Source organism: Enterococcus lemanii (assembly GCF_016909125.1).
Taxonomy (GTDB): domain Bacteria; phylum Bacillota; class Bacilli; order Lactobacillales; family Enterococcaceae; genus Enterococcus_I; species Enterococcus_I lemanii.
The window spans coordinates 47,038-71,501 of record NZ_JAFBFD010000008.1 but is presented as its reverse complement, the minus strand read 5'-3'; the positions used below and the strand labels follow the sequence as shown (position 1 = coordinate 71,501).

The following is a 24,464-nucleotide window of genomic DNA, read 5'->3' as shown; positions in this document are numbered from 1 at the left end:
AAAAAGCCAAAATTAAATAACAAAAAAAGAAGAACCTGAGTCCTTCTTAATTATACGGATATTGCTAAACAACACTATTTGACAAAGAGCCAAAATTTGTTTATCCTTTGTCATAGCCTCATTTCGAATATAAATTCTTGTGACTGTCATTGTCACGTTATTTTTATTGTTATCTTAGTTAAATCAGTTTTTTTCTAAACTGAAATAAATTCTTCATCTTTCGGCACGTCAGTATTCTACCACATTAATTCTCTTTCAGCAAGTTTCAACCTCTATTTACTGAAAATTAATGTTTCTTTTCAAAATCACTCTTTTAGTTTTTATTCGCTTAATCGGCTTGAAGTTGTGTCACCACTTCCACTAATCCCATGCCATTACTCCCTTTTAATAAGAGTGTGTCGGTCGGTTGAAGTGCTTTTTTTAATGCGGTAATTAATTGACTCTTTTGGTCTTTTCTAAAATGGTGTACGACACGGTGTTGCTGTTCTAACACTTCTGCTAAAGCTTGCATCTCTTCACCATATAAGAATACTTCAGCATAACTCAAATCAATGTGAGCCGCCATATCCGCATGCATTGCCTTTGATTCTGGTCCTAACTCTAACATATCTGCTAAAAGTGCCAAACGACGACCTGGTAAAGTTAATTTAGCAAAACTATCCAGTACCAGCCCCATCGCTGTTGGATTGGCATTGTAAATATCACTTAATAAATCGGCACCATTTTGTGCTTTTAGCCACTGGGTCCGGTTTTTGGTTAATTGGAATTGAGCTAACCCTTTACCGATTTCTTCATCACTTAAGCCAAAATAATGACCAAAACCATAGGCAATCAAGGCGTTTTTGACGTTATAACTGCCTAGGACTGGAATGGTAAACGTCGCCTTTTGAATTTTAAACGTTGTTTGGTCTTTTTCCTCTTGTAAAATCTTTGCTTGAATCATTGCCTTATTCAAACCAAACGTCTGGATTTCATAAGCTTCTGGTTGTAAAAGAGAGTTTAACAAGGCCTCTTCTGCCGGCACTAATAACAAGCCACCTGCTTTTAAGCCATCGGTGATTTCCATTTTTGCTTGGGCAATTCCAAAGCGTGAGTCGAAATTTTCTAAGTGCGCTTCCCCAATCATTGTAATCGCTGCTGCATCTGGTTGAGCTAACTTTGATAAGAAAGATATTTCCTGGGCATGATCCATTCCCATTTCTAAAATGAGGATTTCTGTTTCAAGCGGCATATGTAAAATCGTATAAGGCATGCCTAATTCATTATTATAATTGCCTTGTGTTTTATACGTTTGAAAACGTTGAGCCATCACAGCCGCGGTCATGTCTTTTGTTGTCGTTTTCCCATTACTACCGGTAATCGCTAGTACTTTTGGTGCAACTTTTTGCTGGTAATAGACCGCTAGTTGTTGAAAAGCGGCTTTCACATCACTTACAGGTAAAGTCACTAGCTGTGTTGGGGCATTTTGCTCGGTCCAACTCCAAAAAGTTGCGACCGCACCATTTTCCAGTGCTTGAGTCACAAATTCATGGCCATCACGAACACCAGCTAAAGGCACAAACAAGCCCCCAGCTTGAATTTGCCGACTATCAAATTCAATGTTTGTAATCATGGTCTCTGGAAACTCTCCAGGAATTTTTAATGCTTGGGCAATTTCTTTTAAAGTTAAATTCATTGAACGTTCTCCCTTACTTACAAGAAGAGGCCCCTTAAACGCAAAATTTGCCTTTAAGTTGCCCCTACTCCTTACATTTCTTTAATAAAATTTTGTCTTTGTTTATAACGATTTAAGCCTAGTTGAATCAACTCTTCAATTAAATCACCATATTTCAAGCCTGTTTGTTCCCATAAAGCTGGGTACATACTAAATTGCGTAAAACCTGGCATTGTATTTAATTCATTTAAAAACAACTCATTTTTGCTCGTTAAAAAGAAATCACAACGACTTAATCCCGTACCACCAATCATTTCATAAGCCAAACGAGCATATTCTTGGGCTTTGATTTGTACTTCGTCGGGGATTTGTGCTGGAATTTCCATCGTAATTTTATTATCAATATACTTCGAATTATAATCGTAAAAAGCGACATCTTTTACAATTTCACCAGCTTGTGTCGTACGCACATCTTCGTTTCCTAAAATCGCTACTTCAATTTCGCGTGCTTCAATTCCTTGCTCGATAACTGCTCGATTATCAAATTTGTACGCCTCAATTAAGGCTTGCTGTAATTCTTCGCGGTTTTCAGCTTTAGAAATCCCGACACTGGAACCCATATTTGCTGGTTTAACAAACATTGGGTAAATTAAGGTTCCTTCACATTGTTCGAAGATTTTCTTTGGATTTTCTTTCCACTGGCTCTTTAAAACCGGAACAAATGGTACTTGCGGGATCCCTGCTGCTTGTAGTAAATATTTAGTCGTAATTTTATCCATGCCACAGGCGCTCGTTAAAACCCCAGCGCCAATATAAGGCATACCTAGTGTTTCTAAAAACCCTTGAATCGTTCCATCTTCTCCATTTGGGCCATGAAGCAAAGGGAATACAATCGACTCTTCTTCTTGAATCGCACAAGGTTGAATGACTTCTGCATTTTCAGGTGTTAAGTCTAAAATCGTTGCGCTTGTCGGCTCTTCTGATAATAACGGCCCTTTTAGCCATTGCCCAGTTTTGGTTAAATATACTAATTGTACTTGATAGTAATTGTAATAAACGGCATTTAAAACAGAAAAAGCCGATAATTTCGAAACATCATGTTCTGCACTTTGGCCGCCATATAATAAAATAATTTTCAAAACGCGTCCTCCTACTATTTCCTACTTCTTTGAATTTACGCATTTATTCCTTTGATATTCTAGCACAAAAAAGTCCATTCGAACATAGTTTCCGGCAAAAAAGATGTAAGGGTTTTCTTATCCGTTATTTCTTTCCGCTGATTGCTTCGTTAATAATACTTGCTCTAATTCTTTTGAAAAGTTTTGGCGATCTTGTGCAGTAAAAGGTTTTGGACCTTTCGTTCTTTTCCCTGTTTTTCTGATTTGCGCACTTAAATAACGTTGCATCAACAACTGATCAATGGTCTCTGGTAAGTATTCTTGGCCACTATGGTGAAAAACGCGGGCTTTTTTAGGCAAGACTAACGAAGCCAAACCATAATCTTGCGTAATTAAAATATCGCCCACTTGAATTTCTTTTACGATTTGATAGTCGGCACGATCAGCACCTTTATCAACGTAAATGAAGGCGACTTCCTTGGGATATACTTTGGTCGTATAATGATCGACACTTGTGACAATTAATACCGGGAGATTAAACTTTTGCCCAAGTGCAATCACTTCTTCTTTTACGGGCGAGCCATCGCCATCAATGAGTAAACGCATTTTTCCCCTCTCCTTTTTATGGTTATGTAAAAATGAATTATTTGTCTTTATGTAAGAGGATAGCTATAAATCGCTATTATTACAAGAAAACCTGTAGCTAAAATAATAGCCACAGGTTTTGATTAGTCAACGTAATTTGATTTAGAATTATTTAACCAAGCATATCCGACGCCCATAATTAAGCCCCCACCAATATAGTTCCCAATTAATGCGAAAATCAAATTATGAGTGATATTGCCTGCAGTCATTGCCTCTAGCGTTCCGTGTGAAGCAAAATAAGCGAGTGAAAAGGACGAGAAGTTTGCAATGACGTGTTCAAAGCCTAAGAAAGCAAAAATAAAAATAATAAAAATAATGGCAGCTACTTTCCCAGCATCGTCTTTCATTCGCATACTAACTAACACAGCCACGTTTACAACCACGTTTGCAAAAATACCTTCAATAATAATTTGCATCGTTGGTTTTGTTAGTTTGGCTGTAATCGATTCAAATAAATAACTATTGGCTGGCAAATCTTGGAAGGGGCCTGTAAAGGAAATCAAGTACCCAAAAAACAAACCACCTAACATATTAAATAAAATACAAGTAAATAAAATTTTAGCAGCCATTTGTAAACTCAAACGACGTCGATAATAACCTACCGTCATATAAAGCATATTGGATGTCCCTAGCTCGGCATTCATATACAAGATCATAACCAATGACCAACTAAACATAAACGCGTAAAGCATCTTCCCAACTCCGTAAGCAATCGCCTCTCCCTTGATGGCAATACTAAAAGCAACTGCTGTACCAAGCGTTAAATACAAACACGCTAAAAACGCTCGCAAGGCATACCGACTGTAACTCATTTCAATTAAGTCAACTTTTTTTCCGATGGAAGCATCAATTTTTTCGAATAATGGCGAGATTGGATTCATTTTTTTACGTTCCCTTCATCTTTACGTTTTATTTACTCATTCTCTTTATTTTAATAAGCATTTCCTTAATTGTAAAGCGATTTGTGAAAAAATTATTAAATATTTTTGATATTTTCAGAAAATGCATTGATTTTCATTGTTAGGTTGTTCGATTTTATATTTGACATCACTTCAACCTCATGTTAAACTATTCTTTGTGTAAAATAATGCAGCAGAAAATGAATTTTCCGTCACCAGTTCATCGCTTTTTTTAAAGTTCGATTGTGTAGCCACGGCTGCAAAGGTGAAGATCGAAGAATGAACTACACGAAAAATGACGCTTTCATCGGATTATTTTACTCCAAAAAACTTATTTATTGGAGGAATCTTAAATGTCTCGTTATACTGGACCATCATGGAAAATCTCTCGTCGCTTAGGTATCTCATTATCTGGCACTGGAAAAGAATTAGCTCGTCGCCCTTACGCACCTGGTCAACACGGACCAACTAGCCGTGGCGCTCGTTCTGAATACGGTTTGCAATTAAATGAAAAACAAAAATTACGTCATACATATGGAATGAACGAACGTCAATTCCGTACGTTATTCGTACAAGCGGGTAAAATCAAAGAAGGTACACACGGTGTGAACTTCATGATCTTATTAGAACAACGCTTAGATAACGTTGTTTACCGTTTAGGTTTAGCAACAACTCGTCGTCAAGCACGTCAATTAGTTAACCATGGCCATATCACTGTTGATGGCAAACGCGTTGATATCCCATCATTCCGCGTACAACCTGGTCAAGTAATTGCTGTTCGCGAAAAATCTAAAAACATCCCTGTTATCAAAGAAGCTGTTGAAGCAACTATCGGACGTCCAGCATTCGTTGCTTTCGACGCTGAAAAATTAGAAGGTTCATTCACTCGTTTACCAGAACGCGATGAATTATCTCAAGAAATTGATGAATTATTAGTCGTTGAGTACTATAACAAATTAATTTAATGCTTTTAAAAAACCCTAGGAGAAAAATTTTCCTAGGGTTTTCTTGTGTTTTCGTGACTATTTGAATGAAGCACGCTTGACTGTTTTAGTAAACTCGATCGATTCACTGACGCTCTTTCATTGGTGAATACGCTCGATCGGCTGTTACTTCTTGGTAAGCTGGTCGAATGATTTTTTGTGCATTAATCAATTCTTCCATTCGATGCGCAGACCAACCAACAATTCGCGCCACCGCAAACATCGGGGTATACAACTCCTCTGGCAAGCCTAGTAAGTTATAAACAAACCCACTAAAGAAATCAATATTGGCGCTCACTCCCTTGAACATTTTCCGCTTTTTCGCAATAATCTCAGGCGCTAAACGCTCAACCAAAGCATAAAGTTGGTACTCTTCCCAAGCCTCGTCTCCCTTTTCAGCCGCTAATTTTGAGACATAACGCTTAAAGATAGCGGCTCTTGGGTCATTGTCACTATAAATGGCATGACCCATTCCATAAATTAACCCCTTTTGATCAAAGGCTTTTTTATCAAGTAAATCTTCTAAATATTGGGTAACTGCCGCTTCATCTTGATAATCGGTTAAATTATTTTTCAAGTCTTCCATCATTTGCGTGACTTTAATATTTGCCCCACCATGTTTAGGTCCTTTTAAAGAACCTAAAGCCGCCGCAACAGTTGAATATGTGTCGGTCCCACTTGAAGTGACCACACGAGTCGTAAAGGTGGAGTTATTCCCCCCACCATGTTCCATGTGTAAAACTAAAGCCATATCTAGCGTTTGCGCTTCTTGTTTTGTATATGAACGATCCGGACGCAACGTTGATAAAACAACTTCCGCCGTGCTTAAATGCTCTTCTGGAAAATGGATATACATACTTTCTTCTTTATTATAGTGATTATAAGCATGGTACCCATAAATGGCGAGACGTGGGAAAACACCAATTAACATTAAACATTGATCAAAGACATTGGCTAACTCGATATTGTCTGCTTGTTCATCATAACTAGCCAAAGTTAGAACACTCCGAGCCAAACTGTTCATAATGTCAGAAGTTGGTGCTTTCATAATCACATCACGAGTAAAATTAGTCGGAAGCGTGCGACGACTGGCAATTAGTTGTTGAAATTCCACTAGAGCTTTTTGATTGGGTAACTCGCCAAAAAGAAGTAAATACGCGACTTCTTCAAAACCGAAACGATCCTCTGATACAAATCCTTCAACTAGTTCGTTAATATCAATGCCTCGATAACGTAATTCGCCACAGCCTGAAACGACATTTCCGTCGACAATTTTTTCTGGATAAACGGTCGAAATCGTCGTTAGACCTGCTACGACTCCTTTGCCGTTTTCATCGCGCAACCCACGCTTCACCTCATATTTTTGATAAAGTTCGCTTGCAATTTGGTCATGTTCCACGCAGGATTTTAATAATTCTTCTCGATTCAAACTTTTCACCTCTTTTATCATACTTAACAAATTCATGTTAGATAATCTAATTATTTATTCATAAATCTTTTGAAACATTATAACACGGTAAAAGGAAAATGAAAGTTTTTTTCATCTTTTGTTTGCTTTTTTTCAGTTACCACGTATAATTATTCCATATCACTAGAAAATGAACGGAGGTTTATTCATGACTTGGCAAGATAAACTAACCATTAATGAACACACTTATCAGTACATGAACTTAAATACGATTGCAGATGATTATCAAATTAATTTAACCACACTCCCATACTCTTTAAGAATTTTATTAGAAAGCATTGCACGTAACATGGGAGAAGATATTACAAAGGAAGATGTTCGCTCTTTAATTCACTGGCAAGCAGAAGAACCAACTGGCGTCATTCCTTTTAAAGTCGCTCGCATTATTTTACAAGACTTTACGGGCGTTCCTGCAGTCGTTGACTTAGCTGCGATGCGCGATGCCGTTGTTGCTCTTGGTGGGAATGCACAAGAAATCAATCCTGAAATCCCTGTTGCTTTAGTCATCGATCACTCTGTCCAAGTGGATCAATACGCAACCCAATCGGCAATGGCCTTTAATACCGAAAAAGAATTTGAACGCAATAAAGAACGGTACCAATTCTTAAAATGGGCCCAATCTTCCTTTGAAAACTTCCAAGTTGTCCCACCAGAAACTGGAATTATTCACCAAGTAAACTTAGAAGCTTTGTCCGAAGTCATTTTAACCGAAGAAAAAGACGGTCAAACTTGGCTCTTACCAGATACAGTCCAAGGAACAGACTCGCATACAACGATGATTAACGGTCTTGGCGTATTAGGTTGGGGTGTCGGCGGGATTGAAGCAGAAGCCGCTTTACTAGGCGAAGCTTCTTTTTTCCCAACACCTGAAGTCATTGGCGTTAAATTTATTGGGGATTTAGCACCTGGTGCAACCGCCACGGACTTAGTTTTGAAAATCACTGAAACTTTGCGAAAAGAAAATGTGGTGAATAAATTTGTTGAATTTTTCGGGCCAAGTTATGCGGCATTAAATTTAGCCGACCGTGCAACAATTGCCAACATGGCACCTGAATACGGAGCAACGTGTGGTTTCTTCCCAATTGATAATGAAACATTGCGTTACTTAAAAACAACAGGTCGGTCAGAGGAAATCATCGAACGGGTTGAAACTTACGCTAAAGCGAACGGACTTTTCTATGATGAAGAAAATTATCCAACTTATACAAAAGTAATCGAAGTAGACCTAAATACGATCGAACCGGCATTAGCTGGACCAAAAAGACCACAAGACCGGGTTGTTTTATCACACGTCGCCCAAGAATTTAAAGAAGGGTTGACGGCACCGGTTGGACCAAAAGGTTTTGGTTTAACATCTGAAGAAATTGACAAAACCGTAGACATCGCTTGGGATCGTCAAGACAAAACACTGCATACAGGTGACGTCATGATTGCCGCCATTACAAGCTGTACCAATACGAGTAACCCTTATGTGATGCTCGCTGCTGGTCTTTTAGCTCGAAATGCCGTTGAAAAAGGCCTACGTGTCCCTGATTACGTGAAAACTTCTTTGGCACCTGGTTCAAAAATTGTTACCAGTTATTTAGAAAAAAGTGGCTTAATGCCTTTCCTTGATCAACTTGGGTTTAACTTAGTTGGTTATGGCTGTACAACTTGTATTGGGAACTCTGGACCTTTAGCACCTGAAATCACGGAAGCGCTCGAAAAAGAAGATATTCTAGTTGCTTCGGTGTTATCTGGTAACCGTAACTTTGAAGGCCGCGTCCATCCATTGACGCGTGCAAACTACTTAGCTTCTCCGCCATTAGTGGTGGCTTACGCTTTAGCCGGAAATGTTGGCAAAGATTTAACGCGCGAACCTTTAGGCGTTGACGAAACAGGGACGGCCGTTTATTTAGAAGATATTTGGCCAAGCAAAGAAGAAATTGAAAACTACATGGATACTTACTTATCACCGGAAGCTTTCCGTTTAGCTTACGCTGATTTATTTACAGCGAATCAACGTTGGAATGAGATCGAGACGACCCAAAGCGATTGCTATTCATGGGATGATGTCTCCACTTATATCGCTCATCCGCCTTACTTTAACCAATTAACGAAAGAATTAAGCGAACCAGAAGACTTAACCAATTTACACGTTTTAGCAAAATTGGGCGATTCTGTTACGACTGACCATATTTCACCAGCTGGAAATATTTCGCTACACTCTCCAGCAGGAAAATATTTAAAAGAAAAAGGCTTTAGCTACAGCGACTTTAACTCTTATGGCTCACGCCGTGGAAACCACGAAATTATGATGCGTGGAACCTTTGGCAACATTCGCCTGCAAAACCAATTGACACCAGAAACAAGCGGCGGGGTTACGCGCTATATCCCAACGGGTGAAGAAATGTCAATTTATGATGCGGCGATGAAATATCAAGAAGCAGAAATTCCTTCGATTATTTTAGCTGGAAAAGACTACGGGATGGGCTCTTCGCGTGACTGGGCAGCAAAAGGGGCGCAATTACTTGGCGTAAAAGTCGTTTTAGCCGAAAGTTTTGAACGGATTCACCGTAGTAACTTAGTGATGATGGGCTTAGTGCCACTTGAGTATTTACCAGGTCAAACAGCTGAAACGCTTGGTTTGACTGGCGAAGAAGCATTTGAAGTCCACTTGCCAAAAGAACCAAAAGTTGGTCAATTGGTGGAAGTAATTGCAACCAAAGCTGGCCAAGAACCGATTGTCTTTGAAGCCCGTTTACGCTTTGATGCGCCAGCAGATATTCGCTACTGGAAGCATCAAGGGATTTTACCAATGGTTATTCGTAAAAAATTCACAGAAGAAGCAGGTGCAAATTAATTGACGCATACAATTGAGACAAAACAAATTCCATACATCCCAGGTGACGGGATTGGCGCTGAGATCTGGCAAGCCAGCCAAGCAGTGATTGATCACGCGGTGGCGAAAACTTATAACGGCCAAAAAAAAATTGAATGGACCGAAGTATTAGCCGGCGAGAAAGCTTTTAACGAAACAGGCGACTGGTTACCAGAAGCGACTTTAGAGGCGATTAAACAAGCAAATATCGCCATTAAAGGGCCTTTGACAACACCGGTGGGCGAAGGCGTGCGTTCCATTAACGTCGCGTTAAGACAACAGCTCGACCTTTACGCTTGCGTGCGACCGGTACGCTATTTTAAAGGCGTGCCTTCTCCTTTAAAAGAACCTGAAAAAACCAACATGGTTATTTTCCGTGAAAATACCGAAGACGTCTATGCTGGAATTGAATTTCCAATTCACTCTGATGAAACAAAAAAACTCATTGATTTTTTAACCAGTGAATTAGCCGTGACAAAAATTCGCTTTCCAGAAACATCTGCGATTGGCATCAAACCAATCTCACAAGAAGGAAGTCAACGTTTAGTCACCGCAGCGATTGAATATGCCCTTTTACATCAAGAACCTAGTGTGACATTGGTACATAAAGGCAATATTATGAAATTTACCGAAGGCGGTTTTAAAAACTGGGGTTACGACATTGCTGAAAGTCAATTTAAAGCACAAACGTTCACGATGCGTACTTATCAAACGATCCAAAAAGAAGCCGGTGTGGAGGCAGCCAACGACGCCTTAAAAGCAGCGCAAGAGCAAGGCAAAGTAATCATTAAAGATGTTATTGCGGACAACTTCTTGCAACAAATTTTACTGTATCCAGAAAAATATGCAGTCATTGCGACGACGAACTTAAATGGTGATTACGTTTCCGATGCCTTAGCTGCGCAAGTTGGTGGGATTGGCATTTCACCAGGGGGCAATATTAACTACGATACTGGTGCTGCGATTTTTGAAGCAACGCATGGGACTGCTCCTGATATTGTCGGTTTAGGCAAAGCAAATCCTTGTTCCTTGCTCCTTTCAGCCGTGATGATGCTGGAATACCTCGGTTGGCAAGAAGCAGCCGATGCGATTACTCAAGCCATTGAGCAAGCTTTAATCACTCAAAAAGTGACGAGTGACTTTGCTGACCAATTAGAAAATGCCACTTGCTTAACTACCCAAGAATTCGGCGAGTTTTTAATTACATTGATTTAAGAAAACAGACCAACGGAGAGGACTCCATTGGTCTGTTTTTTTATTCTTATTCTATCAGCAAAAAAAATCCGTTTTTTCGTTAACCAACTATTTACTTTTAGGTTAACACAATGGTATAATTCTCTCACAAAGCATTTATTTTATTTGTTAGGGGGAATTATTTTTATGCGTTTATCACTTAGAGAACAACTAATGGCGGCCATGTTTGCTGGACTCATTGCGGTTGCGGCTCAAATTGTCATTCCTTTAGGTTTCGTGCCTTTAAGTTTGCAAACAATGATGATTGGTTTAACCGCGACTTTACTTGGGCGTAAGGTTGGGACTTGGGCACTGACGATTTATTTGTTACTTGGTTTGATTGGTTTACCTGTCTTTGCTGGAGCAAGTAGTGGCCTTGGTGTCTTATTTGGACCAACGGGTGGCTTTTTAATCGGATTTATTTTTACTAGTTTATTTATCGGTACACTCTTATCCCACTCTTCTTGGGCTTATTATCAAGTGATTTTGATTAACTTTTTTGGTTTTCTTTTATCGTTAATTATCGGGGCAATTTGGTTGAAATTCGCCGCTGATTTAACCTTTACGCAAGCCTTTGCAAGTGGCTTTTCACCTTTTATCTTACCAGAAGCCATTAAAGCAGGATTAGTTGGCACATTAGCCATTGCACTTAAAAAGCGGTTACCAAAAGAATTTTTCACTTATATTTAAAAAAGAAAAAGAGGAAGCACTTGCTTCCTCTTTTTCTTTTTTGGTTTTTCATAATTAGTGAGGCGGATTCCTAGAAACAAAAGTCCGAAAACTTTTTATATACCCTGGGCGATCCCTGGAGCTCCTTCCAGTTCATTAAACTAATCGAGATCGATTAGTTTTTTTCCATACCAATTACTTTTATAGACTAATTTTTTATAAAAACAATGCCAATCGGCTTTTGTAAAAACAACGGTACACGCTTCTTGATTGTTTTCAATAATTGTTGCATCGACCATAATTTGATCAAAGTGACAAACGAGGTAGTAAGACAACTGATCGAAAAAATCTTCTTTCTTCTCTTTTTGAGAAACTTGCAAACGTGCTAGTCGTTCTTTGAGTTTTTGATAATTTTTGGCTTCAGCTAAAGGAATCCGATTTTTACGAGCGACTTTGGCACGAATTTTTAGTTTCTTTTGCACTTTATCAATTTTAGTAACTAAAGAATCTTGGTTAAAAGTAATTTGCAGTAACGACTGCGAGCCTTCTAACAATTCACTTGGCGAATACGCAATCGTAATACTTTGTGACGTTTGCGGTAAGCTTGGAATTTCTTCAACACATAAGATCGAAACATAAAAATCGGTATTATTTTTGGCTGAAATCGTGGCCGACTTAATCTGCCCTGTTATTTCACGATGATAATTTACCTTGACTAGACTTTTCAACTTCGGTAGTTTTAATTGCCCTTCTTTTAAATAAATCGTGTGTCCTTGGTTATTGGTCGTATACGACTGCCATGGATTTGATTTATGCTTAAATTTAGGGAAATCACTTTTCCCAGTAAAATAACGACGAAAAGCTTTTTCTAGATTTCGTTGGGCATTTGCTAACGCTAGGCTATCGGTTTCTTTTAAGAAAGGATACTCTTTTTTTAGCTTTGCTGGCGTTAATTTCTGTTCCTTTTTTTGTTGGCTAGCAACGAGTAAATGATTGTACGTAAAGCGAACACAGCCAAAGGTCGCCACAAAAAATTGTTTCTGCGCTTCATCTGGGTAAATTTTAAAACGATAGGCTTTTAAAACACTCATTTTCCCACCTCATTAACGGATTAATTGAGGCTGATTAACGAATTTCGTTGCGGTAGCCTTCTAGTTCTTTTTCATTTCCATAAACAAAGTGACCAGGTTTCACTTCACTAAAGGTTGGTTTGTCGACACTGTAATCGTGCATCTCTGGGTTATAGACAACTAATTTCTTTTGTCTTGCTAAAATTGGATCAGGAATAGGTACAGCTGAAAGTAGCGATTTAGTGTATGGGTGAAGCGGGTTCGTAAATAACTCTTCCGTTTCAGCCATCTCAACAATCCGGCCTGAACGAATCACGGCAATTCGGTCGGAGATAAAACGCACAACTGATAAATCGTGAGCAACAAAGAAGTATGTTACGTTTTGATTGATTTGTGATTCTTTCAATAAGTTTAAGACTTGCGCACGAATCGAAACATCCAATGCAGAAATTGGTTCATCCGCAATCACTAACGAGGGTTCCATAATTAACGCGCGGGCAATTCCGATCCGTTGACGTTGTCCGCCTGAAAACTCATGGGGATAACGATACATATGCTCAGGTAAAAGTCCCACTTGTTCAATGATTTTTTCAACTTTTGCTAAACGCTCTTCCTCAGAATCAAACAAACCAAAGTTATACAAACCTTCTGAAATAATATATTCCACGGTTGCTCGTTCATTTAAAGAAGCAGACGGGTCTTGGAAAATCATTTGAATTTTGCGAATTTTATCTTCCATTTCAGCTTTAGATAATTTACCGTTAATTTTTTTACCTTCAAAAAGAATGTCACCATGACTCGTTGGGTTTAAACCCACAACGGCACGACCAATTGTTGTCTTACCAGAACCAGATTCCCCTACTAGAGAAAAGGTTTCGCCTTTATAGACATCAAAATTCACGTCTTGAACGGCAACAAACTTCTTCTTGCCTTCACCAAAGGTTATCTCAAGATCCTTAATGGATAAAAGTACTTCTTTATCGTTAGCCATTGGTGATCCCTCTTTTCCGTTCATTTTCTGCTTGTAAAGCGACCATTTTTTCATGTAAGTTCTGAATAATTTCTGGTTTTTCCGCTTTCGGTGCGCGTGGGTCAAGTAACCAAGTTTTGGCAAAATGCGTATCAGATACTTGGAACATTGGTGGTTCTTCATTGAAATCAATATCCATCGCATACGCACTTCTTGGTGCAAATGCATCGCCTTTAATTTCTTTGTATAAAGATGGCGGTGTCCCTGGTACAGAATATAAGTGATCCCCTTTTGTCCCAAGTTGTGGTAAAGAAGACAACAAACTCCAAGTATACGGGTGTTGTGGATTATAAAAAATCTCTTCCACGGTGCCACTTTCAATAATTTGACCGGCGTACATTACGGCTACCTTATCAGCAATCGAAGCCACCACACCCAAATCATGGGTAATAAAAATAGTCGTAAATTTGTATTCTGCTTGCAACTCACGGATTAAATCTAGAATTTGAGCTTGAATCGTTACGTCTAAGGCCGTTGTTGGTTCATCACAAATTAAGATTTTTGGTCGACAAGCTAAGGCAATTGCGATAACAATCCGCTGACGCATCCCACCAGAATATTGGAAAGGATAATCATCGTAACGTTTTGCTGCAAAAGGAATCCCGGTACGATCCATTAAATCAATCGCCATTTGTTTGGCTTCTTTGGCTGATTTCTTTTGGTGCTTAATAATTACTTCTGAAATTTGTGATCCGATTGTTTTAATTGGATTCAATGAAGTCATTGGATCTTGGAAAATCGTTGCGATTTCTTTTCCGCGAATGCCTTCCCAGTCCTCGTCTTTTTTCAAATCGCTTAAAACTTTATCATGATATTTAATCGTTCCGCCAGTAATGGAGCCGTTTGCTTCTAACATACCAGTAAAGGTCTTCGTTAAAACCGATTTCCCTGAACCAGACTCCCCAACAATCGCTAAGGTTTCTTCTTCTTTTAATTCAAGAGAAACATTACGAATGGCACGTAATTCACTACTACGAACTTTAAAGCTAACAGATACGTTTTCCGCTGTTAGAATGGTTTGTTTTGCCATTAGAATTTCTTCCTCCTTTTTACATATGTGTTCTTGGATCGGCAGCATCGGCTAAGGTCTGTCCAACAATGTAAAGAGAAACCGAAACTAAAGCTAAAACAGCAACTGGAATCCAGAATAAATACGGGTAGTTACTCATATTATTAGTATATTTGGCAATCAATCTTCCAAGCGATGGCACGTCTGCACTTAAACCGACACCTAAAAACGATAGGAACGTTTCATAAGAGATATAAGAAGGCAAAGCACGAGAGACGTCCGTCACAATAATTGATGTTAAGTAAGGTAAGATATTTCGCAAAATCATACGTAATTTTGGCGTTCCTAATGTACGAGAGGCTAAATTATATTCGCGGTCACGCATAATCATCACTTGGACCCGAATAAAATAAGCCGTACCTAACCAACCTGTCACACACATCGCAAAAATTAAGTTCCAAAAGCCACTTCCAAACGTATAAGATAAAACGATAACGATTAAAAGCTGCGGAACGTTGGTTACGACGTTATAAATTTCTAACATGATTTTATCGAATTTTTTTGAAACACCCCAAATTGCACCGATAACGACACCAATACTGGTGGTAATTAAGGTTGCTATCACACTAATTGAGATGGAGGTTTTCGCTCCGGCCCAAACGGCGTCAAATAACGACATACCGTTCGCATCTGTTCCAAACCAGTGCTCTAAACTTGGGCGGTTATAACGTTTCCCAAAATCATTAATGTCTTCCACGTTCATGAAATCATACCCACTAAAAATGGGTTGAATGAACGCCATTAATAAAATGGCGGTCATTAAGATTAACATCGCAATGGCTGTTTTATTTGAGAAAAACTTGCGACCAACCGAACGCCAATAGGAATACGTTGGTGTATCGATTTTTTCAGAGGCTAAAGAGTCGATTGTGACAAAATTAAAGCCATCATTGATTTTTTGATTGGAATTTTCCACTTTACTCGCCTCCTGCAGATAAGTTAATACGTGGGTCAACCATTGCCATTGTTAAGTCACCTAGCAAGATTGAGGTAACCGCAACCGTTGTAAAGACAAAGACAATTGCGATGACGACCGGGTTATTGTTTGACATAATCGCATCTGGTAGCATTTTACCCATACCTGGAGCGGCAAAGACCGTCTCTGTAATGGTTGCTCCAGTGATTGCACCGATAATACTTGCCGGGATTTGATTGGCAATTGGAATCGCCGCGTTTTTGAAGATATGTTTGCGGGCGATTTCGCGGCTATTTAGTCCTTTGGCTTTGGCAAATTTCACGTAATCTGCTGATTGTTGGTCAATCATATAACGACGAATCCAGATGATAATACTTGATAAGGAAAGCAGTCCTAAGATCACCGTTGGCAAAACAAAGGAGCGTATGTCACCTGCCCCATAAGTTGGGAAGGAATCCGGCATGCCAAACCAGCGATTTCCGATAAAACGGAAGAAATAAATAAAGGCTAAACTTGGTACCGAAATTAATACAGTCACTAAGCCAATCCCAACCTTATCTGGGAATTTCCCTTTAAAACGTGCCATTAACATCGCAAACGGTATCCCTAAGCCATAAGCTAAGAAGACCGCTACGACACCCATACGAAAAGAAATGCCAATCATAGAAGGATCTTTATAGTTATTTTGGGTAACGACATAATTATCAGTAAAAAGTTTTTTGTCTTTAGAAGAAATCTTGTCACTATCTTGGTATTGACGTGAGTACAAATTAGCAGCTGACTTCATCGTCACGCCCGTTGGGAATGTCATTTCATGGCTATCGGTCTTCCCTTGACCGCCAGCGATAACATCCATTACTTTTTGACCAGCAAAAGTTGGATAAGAAACGCCTAGGTTTAAGTGCACGATATTTTGGTGGATATATGGGAACTGAGAGTTAAAATAAATTTGATATTTAAATTGTGTTCCCGAACCTACTAAGGCAAATCCTACCGTCTCGTCATTTTCGAAACGTAGCGACCGTTTTAAATCTGGATTTGATGGATCTTGTACCTTCCATGGATGATCAATCTGAATCATATTGGCATAAAATCGATACACACGCTTTGGTAGTGGAATGTCTTTGGTGACATAAAATGCTTGACTAATTGGTAACTGGTTCAATGTCCAACCGTTTTTATCGGCCCATTCTTGTAAAATGGCTTTATTTTCTGGTGTTGGTTCGCCAGTTAGCTCTTCGTTATCCTCTCCTACTTTATCAATTAATTCTTTTGAAGATAAAAACTCAATATAGCCCATTTTGCTAAAAGCGGTGTTTTCATAATTTGCCAATTCATCTGGTTTTCCTTTTAATTTCCCGTAGTTTGGGTCGTCTTTAAAGACATTTCTACGAGGAACCATGGTATAAATCACCGCATAAGTAATGGTGGTTACCAGAAAGATACTCACGATTGATCGTAATATTCTAAATGAAAGGTATCGTTTCAAATCTTGTCCCTACTTTCTCTATGTAAGTAAAAAAGGCTAAATTTAGCCTTTTTTACTAAAAATAAATTATTTTGCTGCTTTTTCTTTGGCAGCTGTCCAAGCATCGTGCGCTTTGTCCCATTGGTCAACGGTTACGATTTCGTCTTGGATTTCAATGTATTTCAATTTATCAGCTGCAATTCCTGCCCAGCCATCTGGTCTTGTAAATGGTACAACCGTTGTTACACCAGGTAAACCTTCGTCTGAGTTAATTGGAATTTGGATAACTGCATTTAATAACCAAGCTTCTGCTTCGGCATAAGCTTCGTAACGTTTGTCGTTATCATCATAAATGGCTGCTGCTTTGTCTAACAAAGCATCATATTCTGCTAAACCAATTGCTTCTTTTGCTGCTTTTGATGGGTCTTCCCCTTGAACAATTGCTGAACCTTCAAGACCTAAAGTTTTTAACATATCTCCTGTACGAGAGTCGTAAATGTTTAAGTAAGTTGATGGGTCAACATAGTCAGGTCCCCAACCAGAAGCATTTGAGATATCAAAGTCACCTGCTGCACCAGTTGTTGCGTCATAAGTTGCCGCATAGTATTTGTCATCATTTAACAATTGAATATCAACAATCACGTTATCCGTGCCTAAAGCAGATTCAATCGTGCTCTTCAATGATTTCACTTGGTTTACAGCAATTTCAGCTGATTCTCGAACAGGGATATCTAAGTGAATTGGGAAAGTTACGCCGTCTGCTTCTAAAGCTTCGCGCGCTTTTGCAATATACTCTTTCGCTTTTTCAGGGTTGTAGTACGCTGCTTGCCCTTCTGCTAATTCAATATCACCAAAAGCATCGGCATCTAAAGCACGTAATTTTTCTTGTACGGTCTCACCAACTGGCTGCCCCGCAATATTAACAAATTGTGTTGGTATTAACGTGTTACGTAAGCTACGGTCCGCGCCTTCTTCACCTACGTTTTGCGCACGATACGCTTTTGTATCAAAACCAAACATAAAGGCTAAACGGAAGTCGCGGTTACGAATCGCTTTTTGGGTATCCGTAAATTCTTGTTCCGTTGTTTTTGATGTCGCATCAAATGTGCCACGGTTAAAGTTGAAAGTTAAGTTAAACGTACTTCCACCTGGTAATGTCCATGTTACACCATCTGGGTAAGTTTTTAAGACATCTTGGTAACCTGGTGAGTTTGGATAGACACGAGCGGCTGTTAACGTACCATCTTGGAATTGTTTGAATAAACCGTCGGGATCACTGCCGTCATTGTAAGTCCATTTTACCGTATCGATATTGACATTATCTGCATCCCAGTATGCTTCGTTTTTCTCATACTCGATAACTGATTTTGCCGTATTATTTTTTAAGATAAACGCACCATTATAAAGAATTGAATCAGGTGCCGGTGTTCCGAATTCTTCTCCTTTTGAAGTTAAGAATTCTTCGTTAATTGGGTATAAAATCCCATAAGTTGTTTTAGAATTCCAGAAAGATTCTGGTTGGTTTAATGTATACTCTAAAGTATAGTCATCCAACGCTTTAATCCCTACGCTATCGAAGTCTTTAGAAACCCCATTGACATAATCTTCTAAACCTACGATACTACCAGCTACAATGTACAGCGTCTCTGATTTTTTCTCAACCGCATGTTTAAGACCGGTTAGCCAATCATGAGCCGTCACTTCTGCGCCGTACTCATTGCCTTCGCTATCGATCCATTGTACTCCTTTACGGATGTGGTAAGTATAGGTTAAACCGTCATCACTAACTTCCCAAGACTCAGCCATTGCTGGTACTAAGTTCCCTAAGTTATCATTTTCTAATAAGCCATCCACAAAGTTCGTGAAGTGGTCCCCATTTGTTTTACGTTGTGAAAAAGTGTAGTCTAAGATTTCCAAATCTTTTGAAAAGACATTGTTATATTCTCTAACTAAACCGGCTTGATCGCCACCATCTTTTGAACCATCTGTTTTGCCCGTTCCACCATTACCGCAAGCTGCAAGCACAAATGTACTAACCAATACAGTTGCTAAAACCTTACTTACTTTCATGTATACTCCTCCATTTTCCCTTTTGTTACTTTATCTAAATTTTTAAGCGGTTCAAATTGTTTGAATATTTGAATTATCAGAAAAATTAGATAAGCATGAGAAAATAATAACTGATTTTTATTTATTCGTCAACGATTTTTTTAATAATTAATTAGAAAAAAGAACGAATTATGAAAATATATCGCTTAAATCTTGATTTAACAACCTTTTATTTTGAAAAAAATTATTTTATTCTCTAGTCATTTTTCCATTATTTGACTTATTTTCGTCTTTTTTCATTTTATTTCTTTTACGAATCTTCTTATTTTTGCTTTTTCTTTCTTAACAAGCAATATGAAATAACAGTTATTTCATATTATATAAGAAGCATTCATAAAAAAACGGAACCGACTCCTTTGACGAAGCGGTTCCGTTTAATAATCAATTAAAGTGATCCCTTGTTGAAATTCATTTAATAGGTGGATTTTTTTATAATCATCAAAAGCCGATTGGTGTTTTTTTAGCACCCCTTTTAATTTCGTCGGGCGATACTTTTGGGCAAGTTGCCGTTCAAAAACAAATTGACGGGTCAACTGCCATTCATAATAATAGCCAAACGGGCGACAATGGTACCAGGTCTGCTTAATCTTTTTAGGTTCAAACCGACGATGCGTATGACCAAATATAACGTGTTGGACTTGTGAAAACTCATCTAAAACTTCGCCAAAACCTTCCGAACCTAAAAAAGCGTTTAGTTGATTCCAACGAGCATGTTCCCCTGTTTGAAAAACAATAAATTCTCTTTTGGGTACGAAATGCGTGCTTAAAATGATTTTCTTTTCTTTTGGTAATTGCTTTAATGTCTGATACAAACGTTGGTTAATTTGTTCGCTAATTTGCGGATCACTCCCCAAGCGTTTGATATTCCGGTCAAACCAATACAATTCTTTCAATTGGCGAATCTTACTTTCTTCTTGTAACTCTGAAAAACGGTAATCATACCAGCCATTTACACCTAATAAAAGTGTCTCTTCATTAAGAGAGACACTTTTAAAGTTTAAGAAAGCTTGATCTTTATATGCTTCAATTTCGGTTTCACCATTTAATCCGACCATCTCATGGTTGCCCCAGTGATAGGTTGTTGGCACATGTTTTTGAAAATATGCAACGACCGCTTGCGTTGCTTGCGGATGATTGGCAATATCCCCAGCCAAATGCAAATGTGTCACTTGTGCTTGTTTTAACGTTTGCCAAAGCATCGCCAGCTCAATCGATGAAAGCCGATTAATATCAACGTGTAGGTCACTAATGACCGCAAGTTTACCCAATTATCCCACTCCTATAACTAAACAATTTACGCGTCCATTCGCAGTAATGGCATATTTGCTGCAATCACCCCACTATTTGAACGAATTTGCAAGCGTTGATAGGCCGGCTCAACCATAATTTCAATCGCCTCATCTAATAACATTTCTGAACGTTTTTTTACCGAAACAATCCCTAATTCTGTTTCAATCGCATCATCATAATCTATGAGTTGTTCTTTTGGAAACTCTTTTGGTACTAATAATAAACGAAAACTTGGGTATAACTGACAAGAAACCGCCGATTGGGTAAATGGACCAATTGCGTCTTCATAATCTAAAAGAATCACATCCCCTGGTTGTTGTTTGGCTAAAATAACATCTTGTGCCGCTTGGCTAAAACTTAATTTCATGATAATCCCCCCTTAACTTCTTCCTATCTTAAGTGTACTGCTTTTTTCAGATTAATTCACGAAAAGAAGCTTCATCTAAATTTAAGATTTCATAAAGAGTCAAACATAGCCACACCATGTTTACTCTTTTGAGTGAGATTGCATTATTATTTTTTTCCTTTTGGCTTGTGTGCTATAATAGTTTCAATCATACTTTTGGAGGAGTTTTATGCCTGAAAATTTGCAACAACGCCTTGAACAATCGACAAGCGGTACCCCAATGGTAAATCCAGACGAACAACGAAAGTATTTAGGGACGTTTCGCGAGCGCTGTTATTTAAGCATGACGATTGGCCAAATGAAGCAAAAAAAATTACAAGAAGCTTTTAGTCGATTGAGTTTAAACTATCCCAAAGCTTCCATCTTGATTAACGGTTGTTTAGCACCTTTAATCCAAAGCACTTATATTCAAATCGCATCGAAAAACCAAATACCGTTTACAATTGTCACTACGAATCAAAATTGTGAGAATGAACGTATTGGGTTACTGATTGTCGCGAACGAAGCGGTTAATGAAAAAGAAATTGACATTGAAAAGTTACTAACCCCTCCTGAAAATAAGCAAACCGTCACTTTAAACAAAGAACATGCCCCTGAAGCCAAAAAAAGTTTTTGGAAAAAATTCTTTTAGCCTAATCTAAAAAAACGGAAGGAGTTTTAACAATGACAAACTATTTAAACTTAAAAAAAGAACTCATTGATGCCCTTGACACTCACATCGACATCTTAAAGGACACCGCCACGATTGATAGCGAGTCTTTAGATGGGGTGATGTTTATGATGCGCAGCTTAGGATTTATTTTTGACCGTGCCCCAAAAGTTCTATGGGAAGAAGATCCAGATGAGATGAATTTTTTAATGTTCCAGTATTATAGTTTGCTTCGTGAACTAAAGTACAATTTAGCTTTAAATTACTCCTATGCAAAAATTCACAATCAAACGCTCTTAGAAATTAGCCAAAATTTCCCAACCACTTATGAACAAGAAATGAAAGATTGGTGGGAAGGGTTAACCGGCTTACAAGTCGATTACACCAAACAAACAATGGCGAGTGATCAGTTTTAGTTTTTATCATGAGTTAAAAAATAAGCGCTGGCTTTTCGCCACCGCTTATTTTTATTTTAAACAAACATTTCGGGAAATAATAATTCTAAAATAGTCATCGTTAAGCGACGACCTTGTCCTTGGTAAGGATACGTATGGATCATCATCGCTGGGTTAAAATTGGCTTCAATAATCCCATATGCACCTGGTTCATCGGCTGGTTGGGTATAATCGGGAATAATTAAATCAATCCCACACACGACTGCCCCTAATGCTTTCACGGCGCTTTCAGCAATCTCTTTATAATCTTGACCAAAAGCATCGGTCATATCAATCGAGTCACCCCCACTACTAATGTTGGAGTTTTCTCTTAAATATACGACTTCATCTTTTTTAGGAACCGAATGGACTTGATAGCCTTGTTCTTTTAAAGCGAGTTGTTCAATTTCACCTAATTGGATTTTTTCTAATGGTGTTAGGTGATGCGTTCCCCGTAATGGGTCAGTGTTTTTTTGCGCCACTAATTCTTCAATCGTATGCACGCCATCGCCTTTCACGTTAGCTGGTACGCGTAGTAAAATAGCTTTTGTTTGGCCATCGACAACAAAAAAGCGGTATTCGGTTCCAACTAAAAATTCTTCGACTAAAACAGCATCGTCTTCTTTAAAGGCAATTTCTAAGGCCGTTTGATAATCACTCAAACTCGCTCCTTCTTTAAAAATCGAAATCCCTAGCCCATAATTCGTTGATTTTGGCTTCACTACAAAAGCTTGGGTTTCAAACTCGCGATAACTGGCGAGAGCTTCTTCCACTCGATGGAATTCACGGCCTCTTGGTACACGAAAACCAGCTTTACCTAACACCTTTTTGGTTACGGTTTTATTTTCCATTAGTAAAGGCACAATATAATTATCCTTACTGGTCATGTTCCCATTTTTGACATATTCGATATGGTCGCCCACCGTTAATTGTAAAAATTGATCTTGTGGGTCTAGCACTTCAACACCAATCCCTTTTTGAATGGCATCAAAAATCAAAATTTGCGTTGACAGTTCTAACGCCTCAAAACCAGCTAATTGATACGGTTTTGCCCAACGTTTTCGGTGGTTTGCTAAAGCAATTTGAACGGCGACGTCTTTTTGACTTGTTTTTTGACTCGCTAAATACAATTGCGCAGCCAACGTTTCTTCTGGCTTTTTCACAGCTTGGAATAGTTTAGGCAATAAGTCTTTGGTCAGTGGTAACTCTAGTTCTTTGGCAAAAGCAAGCATCTCATCGAATAATTCATGGGCTTCTTTGGCATATTTCGTTTTTTCTAACGGATGCTCTAGCGCCACTTGTTCATTTTTTTGCAGGCCACTTTCGACCCATTCATCTAAAATGGGGCCTTCTTCTTGCCAAAGTAAGAAGAGTAAAAAGAAATGTAAGAATTCGACTTGTTCCACACTAATGCCACAAGAAGCAAAAGGATGCAAATCTAAATTGCGTAATTCAATATAACGAATGCCATCTTTGGCTAAATCGGCCATTCTTTTCCCACCACGTAACCGAACTGCGGAGTAAAATTCTTTTTCTTCTGACAGTTTGCCTTCTTCTACCATACGGGTAATGTCGGCTAAATAAGTCTCCATATCGCAATAAGAAACTTTTACGTCTTCATGATTTTTATAACCATAAGAACTATTACGAATACTACGAACGGGTTCTTTCGGACGCTTGCAACCTTCAAAATAACGTGCTTCACTTAATGGTGTTGCTCCGAATAAATAAGTGACTAACCAACTGTAATGCAAGTAATTGCGGGTAACTTTTAAATAGACTTCGGTTTTAAATTGATGATAATCTAAAACTTCGGTTTGCATTGAAAACATTTTTTGCAATAACTCGTCGCTAAATTCAAAGTTAAAGTGAATCCCGCTGACCATTTGCTTGCGTCGGCCATAAGTTTTCGCTAAATAACGGCGATACAACACGTCTTCAAAGGCGTCTAATTTTGCGATAAGAATGTCTTCTTCTTTTTCTGGTAACGCTGGTGGCATACTTAATGGCCACAACATTTCGTTTTCATCCATTGAACGATACGCCACGTCATGAATTCCTGTTAAATATTGGAATAACTCTGGAATACTTTCTGCCACTGGTGTAATCAATTCCATTTGCGTTTCCGCAAAATCGGTTTGAATATACGGGTGGTATTGGCGATTGCCTAAACGTGCTGGATGAGGAGTGTCCACTAACTCCCCAGTCAAAGTTACGCGTTGGCCTTCTCGCTCAATGCCATAACGCGCTTTTAATAAATATGGTTGCAACTCCTGTTTTGCTAGGAGGGTTTTGAATTCCATGATGTCACGCCTCTTTTCAAATGTAATCACTCACATTATAGCAAACATCATTTAAAAAGTTACGATATTTGTTTTTTTTTAAAAGAATTCACGTCTTACTTTATTCGATTCCTTAGAAAGTCTGCTTGTTGTTTAATTTTGGGCATTATTTTTGGGCATTATATAATAAGATTAAATAAAAAATGAAAGGG

20 protein-coding genes are annotated in these 24,464 nt (G+C 38.5%); 6 read left to right on the top strand and 14 right to left on the bottom strand.

All coding sequences use genetic code 11. From position 1 onward, the window contains the following. Positions 1-328: 328 nt before the first annotated feature. The 4 genes from JOD14_RS03750 to JOD14_RS03735 all read right to left on the bottom strand — a co-directional run bounded on the left by JOD14_RS03750 (position 329) and on the right by JOD14_RS03735 (position 4,298). Complete coding sequence (locus JOD14_RS03750; protein WP_204653358.1) at positions 329-1,675, bottom strand: UDP-N-acetylmuramoyl-tripeptide--D-alanyl-D-alanine ligase; 1,347 nt, start codon at positions 1,673-1,675, stop codon at positions 329-331. Between the two features lie 71 nt (positions 1,676-1,746). Further along, positions 1,747-2,793, bottom strand: coding sequence for a D-alanine--D-alanine ligase family protein (locus JOD14_RS03745; RefSeq protein ID WP_204653357.1), 1,047 nt, complete (start codon positions 2,791-2,793; stop codon positions 1,747-1,749). A gap of 117 nt (positions 2,794-2,910) precedes the next feature. Beyond that, positions 2,911-3,378 carry a YaiI/YqxD family protein gene (locus JOD14_RS03740; protein ID WP_204653356.1) on the bottom strand — a complete coding sequence of 156 codons (468 nt, stop codon included), beginning with the start codon at positions 3,376-3,378 and terminating at the stop codon, positions 2,911-2,913. Positions 3,379-3,500: 122 nt separating this feature from the next. Beyond that, positions 3,501-4,298, bottom strand: coding sequence for a formate/nitrite transporter family protein (locus JOD14_RS03735; RefSeq protein ID WP_204653355.1), 798 nt, complete (start codon positions 4,296-4,298; stop codon positions 3,501-3,503). Between the two features lie 371 nt (positions 4,299-4,669). On the opposite strand from JOD14_RS03735, the gene rpsD reads away from it, so the two are divergent. After that, positions 4,670-5,281, top strand: coding sequence for a 30S ribosomal protein S4 (gene rpsD, locus JOD14_RS03730; protein WP_204653354.1), 612 nt, complete (start codon positions 4,670-4,672; stop codon positions 5,279-5,281). Positions 5,282-5,384: 103 nt separating this feature from the next. Here the strand turns inward: rpsD and JOD14_RS03725 are convergent, their stop codons facing one another. Continuing rightward, on the bottom strand, positions 5,385-6,749 hold the full coding sequence (locus JOD14_RS03725) for a citrate/2-methylcitrate synthase (protein WP_204653361.1): 1,365 nt from the start codon (positions 6,747-6,749) through the stop codon (positions 5,385-5,387). A gap of 166 nt (positions 6,750-6,915) precedes the next feature. Here JOD14_RS03725 and acnA point away from each other — a divergent pair, with 166 nt between their 5' ends. The 3 genes from acnA to JOD14_RS03710 all read left to right on the top strand — a co-directional run bounded on the left by acnA (position 6,916) and on the right by JOD14_RS03710 (position 11,550). Next, positions 6,916-9,609 (top strand): aconitate hydratase AcnA, encoded by a 2,694-nt coding sequence (gene acnA, locus JOD14_RS03720; protein WP_204653353.1) that lies wholly within the window; start codon positions 6,916-6,918, stop codon positions 9,607-9,609. Beyond that, positions 9,610-10,842, top strand: a complete 1,233-nt coding sequence (gene icd / locus JOD14_RS03715) for an NADP-dependent isocitrate dehydrogenase (RefSeq protein WP_204653352.1) — start codon at positions 9,610-9,612, stop codon at positions 10,840-10,842. Positions 10,843-11,007: 165 nt separating this feature from the next. After that, positions 11,008-11,550 (top strand): biotin transporter BioY, encoded by a 543-nt coding sequence (locus JOD14_RS03710; protein WP_204653351.1) that lies wholly within the window; start codon positions 11,008-11,010, stop codon positions 11,548-11,550. 140 nt (positions 11,551-11,690) lie between these two features. On the opposite strand, the gene JOD14_RS03705 is transcribed toward JOD14_RS03710, so the two are convergent. From JOD14_RS03705 to JOD14_RS03670, 8 genes are all read right to left on the bottom strand, one after another. Beyond that, positions 11,691-12,620: an RNA-guided endonuclease TnpB family protein gene (locus tag JOD14_RS03705; protein WP_204653350.1), complete on the bottom strand. Its 930-nt coding sequence runs from the start codon at positions 12,618-12,620 to the stop codon at positions 11,691-11,693. A gap of 34 nt (positions 12,621-12,654) precedes the next feature. After that, positions 12,655-13,590, bottom strand: coding sequence for an ATP-binding cassette domain-containing protein (locus JOD14_RS03700; protein ID WP_204653349.1), 936 nt, complete (start codon positions 13,588-13,590; stop codon positions 12,655-12,657). After that, the gene (locus JOD14_RS03695) at positions 13,583-14,659 is read right to left on the bottom strand and encodes an ABC transporter ATP-binding protein (RefSeq protein WP_204653348.1); all 1,077 of its coding nucleotides are present in this window, start codon (positions 14,657-14,659) and stop codon (positions 13,583-13,585) included. Before JOD14_RS03695 ends, JOD14_RS03700 begins: the two co-directional genes overlap by 8 nt. A 19-nt stretch (positions 14,660-14,678) precedes the next feature. Beyond that, complete coding sequence (oppC, locus tag JOD14_RS03690) at positions 14,679-15,614, bottom strand: oligopeptide ABC transporter permease OppC (protein WP_204653347.1); 936 nt, start codon at positions 15,612-15,614, stop codon at positions 14,679-14,681. A 1-nt stretch (position 15,615) separates the two neighbouring features. Beyond that, complete coding sequence (locus JOD14_RS03685) at positions 15,616-17,103, bottom strand: ABC transporter permease (RefSeq protein ID WP_204653346.1); 1,488 nt, start codon at positions 17,101-17,103, stop codon at positions 15,616-15,618. A 66-nt stretch (positions 17,104-17,169) separates the two neighbouring features. Beyond that, positions 17,170-19,152, bottom strand: a complete 1,983-nt coding sequence (locus tag JOD14_RS03680; protein WP_204653345.1) for a peptide ABC transporter substrate-binding protein — start codon at positions 19,150-19,152, stop codon at positions 17,170-17,172. A 413-nt stretch (positions 19,153-19,565) separates the two neighbouring features. Continuing rightward, positions 19,566-20,459: a metallophosphoesterase gene (locus JOD14_RS03675; protein WP_204653344.1), complete on the bottom strand. Its 894-nt coding sequence runs from the start codon at positions 20,457-20,459 to the stop codon at positions 19,566-19,568. Positions 20,460-20,485: 26 nt separating this feature from the next. Next, complete coding sequence (locus JOD14_RS03670; protein WP_204653343.1) at positions 20,486-20,848, bottom strand: iron-sulfur cluster biosynthesis family protein; 363 nt, start codon at positions 20,846-20,848, stop codon at positions 20,486-20,488. Positions 20,849-21,056: 208 nt separating this feature from the next. On the opposite strand from JOD14_RS03670, the gene JOD14_RS03665 reads away from it, so the two are divergent. Together JOD14_RS03665 and JOD14_RS03660 are read left to right on the top strand one after the other, a co-directional pair. Next, complete coding sequence (locus tag JOD14_RS03665; RefSeq protein WP_204653342.1) at positions 21,057-21,518, top strand: YueI family protein; 462 nt, start codon at positions 21,057-21,059, stop codon at positions 21,516-21,518. 32 nt (positions 21,519-21,550) lie between these two features. Further along, positions 21,551-21,952: a hypothetical protein gene (locus JOD14_RS03660; protein ID WP_204653341.1), complete on the top strand. Its 402-nt coding sequence runs from the start codon at positions 21,551-21,553 to the stop codon at positions 21,950-21,952. Between the two features lie 56 nt (positions 21,953-22,008). Here JOD14_RS03660 and gshAB read toward each other — a convergent pair whose 3' ends face one another. Next, entirely contained in the window at positions 22,009-24,273 is a 2,265-nt protein-coding gene (gene gshAB / locus JOD14_RS03655; RefSeq protein WP_204653340.1) for a bifunctional glutamate--cysteine ligase GshA/glutathione synthetase GshB, read from the bottom strand. Positions 24,274-24,464 lie beyond the last annotated feature (191 nt).

Excerpts from the sequence above, each read along its gene's own strand:
- JOD14_RS03750 (WP_204653358.1), bottom strand. The coding sequence starts at position 1,675 with ATGAATTTAACTTTAAAAGAAATTGCCCAAGCATTAAAAATTCCTGGA.
- JOD14_RS03740 (WP_204653356.1), bottom strand. The coding sequence starts at position 3,378 with ATGCGTTTACTCATTGATGGCGATGGCTCGCCCGTAAAAGAAGAAGTG.
- JOD14_RS03735 (WP_204653355.1), bottom strand. The coding sequence starts at position 4,298 with ATGAATCCAATCTCGCCATTATTCGAAAAAATTGATGCTTCCATCGGA.
- rpsD (WP_204653354.1), top strand. The coding sequence starts at position 4,670 with ATGTCTCGTTATACTGGACCATCATGGAAAATCTCTCGTCGCTTAGGT.
- JOD14_RS03725 (WP_204653361.1), bottom strand. The coding sequence starts at position 6,749 with ATGATAAAAGAGGTGAAAAGTTTGAATCGAGAAGAATTATTAAAATCC.
- acnA (WP_204653353.1), top strand. The coding sequence starts at position 6,916 with ATGACTTGGCAAGATAAACTAACCATTAATGAACACACTTATCAGTAC.
- JOD14_RS03710 (WP_204653351.1), top strand. The coding sequence starts at position 11,008 with ATGCGTTTATCACTTAGAGAACAACTAATGGCGGCCATGTTTGCTGGA.
- JOD14_RS03705 (WP_204653350.1), bottom strand. The coding sequence starts at position 12,620 with ATGAGTGTTTTAAAAGCCTATCGTTTTAAAATTTACCCAGATGAAGCG.
- JOD14_RS03700 (WP_204653349.1), bottom strand. The coding sequence starts at position 13,590 with ATGGCTAACGATAAAGAAGTACTTTTATCCATTAAGGATCTTGAGATA.
- JOD14_RS03695 (WP_204653348.1), bottom strand. The coding sequence starts at position 14,659 with ATGGCAAAACAAACCATTCTAACAGCGGAAAACGTATCTGTTAGCTTT.
- JOD14_RS03680 (WP_204653345.1), bottom strand. The coding sequence starts at position 19,152 with ATGAAAGTAAGTAAGGTTTTAGCAACTGTATTGGTTAGTACATTTGTG.
- JOD14_RS03670 (WP_204653343.1), bottom strand. The coding sequence starts at position 20,848 with ATGAAATTAAGTTTTAGCCAAGCGGCACAAGATGTTATTTTAGCCAAA.
- JOD14_RS03665 (WP_204653342.1), top strand. The coding sequence starts at position 21,057 with ATGCCTGAAAATTTGCAACAACGCCTTGAACAATCGACAAGCGGTACC.
- JOD14_RS03660 (WP_204653341.1), top strand. The coding sequence starts at position 21,551 with ATGACAAACTATTTAAACTTAAAAAAAGAACTCATTGATGCCCTTGAC.
- gshAB (WP_204653340.1), bottom strand. The coding sequence starts at position 24,273 with ATGGAATTCAAAACCCTCCTAGCAAAACAGGAGTTGCAACCATATTTA.